Source organism: Segeticoccus rhizosphaerae (genome assembly GCF_009192725.1).
Taxonomy (GTDB): Bacteria; Actinomycetota; Actinomycetes; order Actinomycetales; family Dermatophilaceae; genus Segeticoccus; species Segeticoccus rhizosphaerae.
Genome location: NZ_VOHR01000319.1, coordinates 1 through 4183 on the forward strand (window position 1 = coordinate 1; position 4183 = coordinate 4183).

At 71.2% G+C, this 4183-nt stretch carries 3 protein-coding genes; 1 reads left to right on the plus strand and 2 read right to left on the minus strand.

Translation table 11 applies throughout. The features are described from left to right. On the minus strand, window positions 1-1698 hold a 1698-nt coding region (locus FRW57_RS18140; RefSeq protein WP_238999478.1), incomplete at its 3' end, for a transketolase family protein. Between the two features lie 175 nt (window positions 1699-1873). On the opposite strand from FRW57_RS18140, the gene FRW57_RS18145 reads away from it, so the two are divergent. Next, window positions 1874-2830 (plus strand): heme o synthase, encoded by a 957-nt coding sequence (locus FRW57_RS18145; protein WP_152186665.1) that lies wholly within the window; start codon window positions 1874-1876, stop codon window positions 2828-2830. Window positions 2831-2902: 72 nt separating this feature from the next. On the opposite strand, the gene FRW57_RS18150 is transcribed toward FRW57_RS18145, so the two are convergent. Continuing rightward, window positions 2903-3853, minus strand: coding sequence for a COX15/CtaA family protein (locus tag FRW57_RS18150; RefSeq protein WP_137121565.1), 951 nt, complete (start codon window positions 3851-3853; stop codon window positions 2903-2905). Window positions 3854-4183 lie beyond the last annotated feature (330 nt).

Here is a 4183-nt window from a genome sequence, read left to right on the forward strand (position 1 = left end):
GGCCTGCCGGGTGAGCGCCAGCGCGGCGGGCCGGTCGTGGTGACCGAGCACCGTGCGCCAGGCGACGGCGGTCTCGTTGGCGTCCGCCGGGCGGACGACGTCCAGGCCCGGTATGGCGCGCAGCGCGGCCAGCTGCTCCACCGGCTGGTGGGTGGGCCCGTCCTCGCCGAGGCCGATCGAGTCGTGCGTCCACACGTAGGTGACGGGCAGCTGTTGGATGGCCGCGAGCCGGACCGCCGGCCGCATGTAGTCGGAGAAGACCAGGAAGGTACCGCCGTAGGGGCGGGTGAGTCCTTCGAGCGCGATGCCGTTGAGGATCATCCCCATCCCGTGCTCGCGGATGCCGAAGTGCAGCGTGCGGCCGTAGGGATTGCCCTGGAACTCCTCGGTCTGCTTGCCCGTGGGGATGAAGCTCGGGACGCCCTCCATGGTGGTGTTGTTGGAGCCGGCCAGGTCGGCCGACCCACCCCAGAGCTCCGGCATCACGTCGGCGAGGGCGTTCAGGACCTTGCCCGACGCCGCGCGGGTGGCCAGTCCCTTCTCGTCCGCCTCGAAGGTCGGCAGGGCCTCATCCAAGCCGTCGGGCAACTGGCGTGCGGAAACCCGGTCGTAGAGTGCGGCCCGCTCGGGGTTGGCCTCGCGCCAGGCGTCGAAGGAGGGCTGCCAGTCGGCGTGCGCCTTCTGTCCGCGCTCGACCACCTGACGGGCGTGGGCGATGACGTCGTCCTCCACCGCGAAGTTCTGCTCGGGGTCGAACCCGAGCAGCCGCTTGGTGGCTGCGACCTCGTCGGCGCCGAGGGCCGAGCCGTGGGAGGCGCCGGTGTCCTGCTTGGTCGGCGCCGGCCACGCGATGATGGTGTGCAGCACCACGAGGGTCGGCTTGTCGGTGACGTGCTTGCCGCTCTCGATGGCGGCATACAGCGCGTCGACGTTCTCGGTGTAGGGGTGCCCTTCGCGCCAGTCGACCGTCTCGACGTGCCAGCCGTAGGCTTCGTAGCGCTTGGCGACGTCCTCGGAGAACGAGATGTCGGTGTCGTCCTCGATCGAGATCTGGTTGGCGTCGTAGATCAGGGTGAGGTTGCCCAGTTCCTGGTGACCGGCCAGCGAGCTCGCCTCGGACGAGACGCCCTCCATGATGTCGCCGTCGGACGCCAGCACGTAGATGTGGTGGTCGAACGGGCTCTCGCCGGGTGCCGCGTCGGGGTCGAACAGGCCCCGCTGGCGACGCTGGGCGAACGCCATACCGACTGCGGAGGCGAGCCCGGAGCCGAGTGGGCCGGTCGTGATCTCCACGCCGGTGGTGTGGTGGACCTCGGGGTGGCCGGGCGTCTTGGACCCCCAGGTGCGCAGGGCCTCCAGGTCGGACAGCTCCAGGCCGTAGCCGGACAGGTAGAGCTGGATGTACTGCGTGAGGCTGGAGTGCCCGCAGGACAGGACGAACCGGTCGCGGCCGAGCCAGTGGGCGTCGCTCGGGTCGTGGCGCATGACCTTCTGGTAGAGGAGGTAGGCCACCGGCGCGAGGCTCATCGCGGTGCCGGGGTGACCGTTGCCGGTCTTCTGCACGGCATCCGCCGCGAGCACGCGGACCGTGTCGACGGCACGCACGTCGAGGTCGTTCCAGCCGACCTGGTCGGCGACGGGGAGGGCCAGGGCGGGGTCACGCCGGCCCAGTCGGTTCTGCTCGGTCCCTGCGGTCACGATCACGGCTCCTTCGTGGGCTGGTGGTCCTTCGCTCGTGGCGAGCCTAGTCCCGTCAGGGCACGGCGGCCTCGGGTAGGCCGGGCCCGGGTGGAGGTCTCGGCGAGATAGACTCGGCACGGCCATCCGCCCCCGCCACGACACACTCCCACCGCACCACCGACCGAAGGACATCGTGACCGCTCTCGAGCCGCGCTCCCACGCGTCGACGACTGGCTCCGGTGCCGTCAGGACCGGCGGGTTCCGGAGCGTGGTCCACGACTACGTGGCGCTGACCAAGCCCCGGATCATCGAGTTGCTGCTTGTCACGACCTTTCCCGTGATGTTCCTGGCCGAGCGCGGTTTCCCGCCGGCGTGGCTGGTCGCCGCGACCCTCGTGGGCGGCACGCTCTCGGCGAGCTCGGCCAACACCCTGAACTGCTACCTCGACCGCGACATCGACAAGGTCATGCACCGCACGTCGAACCGGCCCCTGGTCACGGGAGCGATCACCCCGCGGGCGGCCCTGGTCTTCGGCATCGTGCTGGGCGCGCTCTCGGTGGTGTGGCTCGGGTTGCTCGTGAACTGGCTCTCGGCCGCACTCTCGCTCGGCGCGATCGTGCTCTACGTCGGCTTCTACACGATGCTGCTCAAGCGGCGCACGTCCCAGAACATCGTGTGGGGTGGGGTCGCGGGCTGTATGCCGGTGCTCATCGGGTGGTCGGCCGTCACCAACAAGGTCGAATGGCCGGCGGTCGTCCTGTTCCTGGTGGTCTTCTTCTGGACCCCGCCGCACTACTGGCCGCTGTCGATGCGGTTCAAGGAGGACTACGCGGCGGCGCACGTGCCGATGCTGCCGGTGGTGGCCAAGGACCTCGCGGTGGCCCGCCAGGTGGTGCTCTACACCTGGGCCACGGTGGCCGCTTCCCTGGCGCTGGTGCCGGTCGCGTCGATGGGCTGGCTCTACCTGGTGGTCGCGGTCGTGTCCGGCGCGCTGTTCCTCGTGGAGGCGCACCGCCTGCTGTCCCGGGCCCGGGCCAGCGCGGACGCCAAGGCGCTCCGCGCGATGCGCCTGTTCCACTACTCGATCAGCTACCTCACGCTGCTGTTCCTGGGCGTGGCCATCGACCCTCTGCTGCACCTCTCCCTCTGACCGCTCGGCCCAGCCGGGTGCAGAGTCCACGGACCCGCGGAACTGGCACGGCAGGGCGTCCTGCCATCAATCTCAGGCGGGCGCCTCGGCCGTGTCGGGAGCGTGCGCGACCGGCGCGGTGAGGGGCACGGGCTCGCGCACGCGCAGGCTGAGCACTCCGTGCACCAGGGAGACGACGAGCAGGCTCGCCCCGAGCATGTGCACGAGCACGACCGGCCAGGGAAGCCCGGTGAAGTACTGCACGTAACCGACGACGCCCTGGCCCAGGGTCACGGCCAGCACGAGGAGCCAGGCGCGCAGGGGACGCGCGCCCGCGTCGGTGACCTTGACCGCGAGCAGCACGGCGACGACGAGACCGACGAAGAGCATCACCGCATCGGCGTGCAACCACGACATGGAGCGCGGGTCGAGGCCGAGGCGGGCGGGCTCCTGGGCGTCGCCCGAGTGCGGTCCCGAGCCCGTCACGAGGGTGCCGAGCACCAGGATCACGGCCGCGAGCACGCTCGCCAGCGCGGCCAGTCCGCGGATCTCGGGTCGCACAAGGGTCCGTGGCGGCCCGTCGCCCTCGTCGTAGCGCTCGAGCAGCCACGCGGACGTGGCGACGAGCAGCATGGACACCAGGAAGTGCCCGGCGACGATCGCCGGGTTGAGGCCGGTGCGGACCGTGATGCCCCCGATCACCGCTTGGGCGGCGACTCCCGCGAGGACGAGGAACGCCGGTCGCAGCAGTCGGCGGCGCGTCGGCGCCCAGAACCAGAGCCCGACGATCACGGCGACCACCGCGATGCTCACGACACCGGTCAGCGTCCGGTTGCCGAACTCGATGTACTTGTGGAAGCCCTGCGCCTGGTGGGCGACCGGGACGAACGACCCCGGCACGCAGTGCGGCCAGGACGGGCAGCCGAGGCCCGATCCGGTGAGCCGGACCAGCCCACCGGTGACGACGATGAGCACCTCGACGACGAGGTTGAAGACGAGGACGCGCCGCAGCCACAGCGAGGCCCGAGGGGAGGGGGTTGCCACCCCCCGATGGTAGGTCGAGCGGTGCTCAGGGCCGGATCAGGGTCGGCTCAGGGACGGCTCGGGGTGGTGGCCGATGGTGCGCCCGCCCCTCGGCTGGCTGACTGGAGGGTATGACGACCCGGCACCTGACGAGGCCCGCTCGCCCTGTCCACGTGGCACCCCGCGCAACCCCTGCCGACCCTCGCCCGAACGATCTCGCCACCGGTTCGCGTCCTGCGCCAGCGGACGCGGCACGTCACGGCGCTCGAGCACGTGGTCGGCGTGCGAGGGGTGCCCCCGGCGACCGCCTGGCCGGCGCGTCCGCGTCCACGATGGTGGCCGCCGGGACCT